1 protein-coding gene and 1 pseudogene are annotated in these 432 nt (G+C 68.5%); both read left to right on the top strand.

Annotated features, from left to right (window positions below):
* Positions 1–201 (top strand): TilS substrate-binding domain-containing protein (locus tag HA630_RS26695; RefSeq protein ID WP_208299888.1); only part of this gene is annotated, 201 nt, incomplete at its 5' end.
* Between the two features lie 70 nt (positions 202–271).
* Positions 272–432, top strand: a pseudogene (locus HA630_RS26690) (aspartate kinase); the annotation flags it as partial.

The following is a 432-nucleotide window of genomic DNA, read 5'->3' as shown; positions in this document are numbered from 1 at the left end:
CTGAGCCGCGAGCGCCAGGCCAACCTGCTGCGGCACTGGCTGCGCCAGGGCTGGCAGGTGGCCCCCAGCGAGGCCCAGTTGCACGAACTGCTGCGTCAGGTGGCCGCCTGCACCACGCGCGGGCACTGCATCCGCCTCAAGGTGGCCGACGGCCACGTGCTGCGCCAGGGGCCGGTGCTGGAGTTTGCGCGCAATTTATAATCTTGCGTTTTGCGCCCGACCGCCGGCGGCGCGAAAAACCCTGATCCCGGCGCGTACCTCCCCAGATTCAATGGCACTGATCGTTCACAAATACGGCGGCACCAGCATGGGCTCGACCGAGCGCATCCGCAACGTGGCCAAACGCGTGGCCAAGTGGCACCGCGCCGGCCACCAGATGGTGGTGGTCCCCAGCGCCATGAGCGGCGAAACCAACCGCCTGCTGGGCCTGGC

It is taken from the genome of Aquabacterium sp. A08 (assembly GCF_011742065.1).
This window is presented reverse-complemented; position numbering and strand designations above follow the sequence as displayed.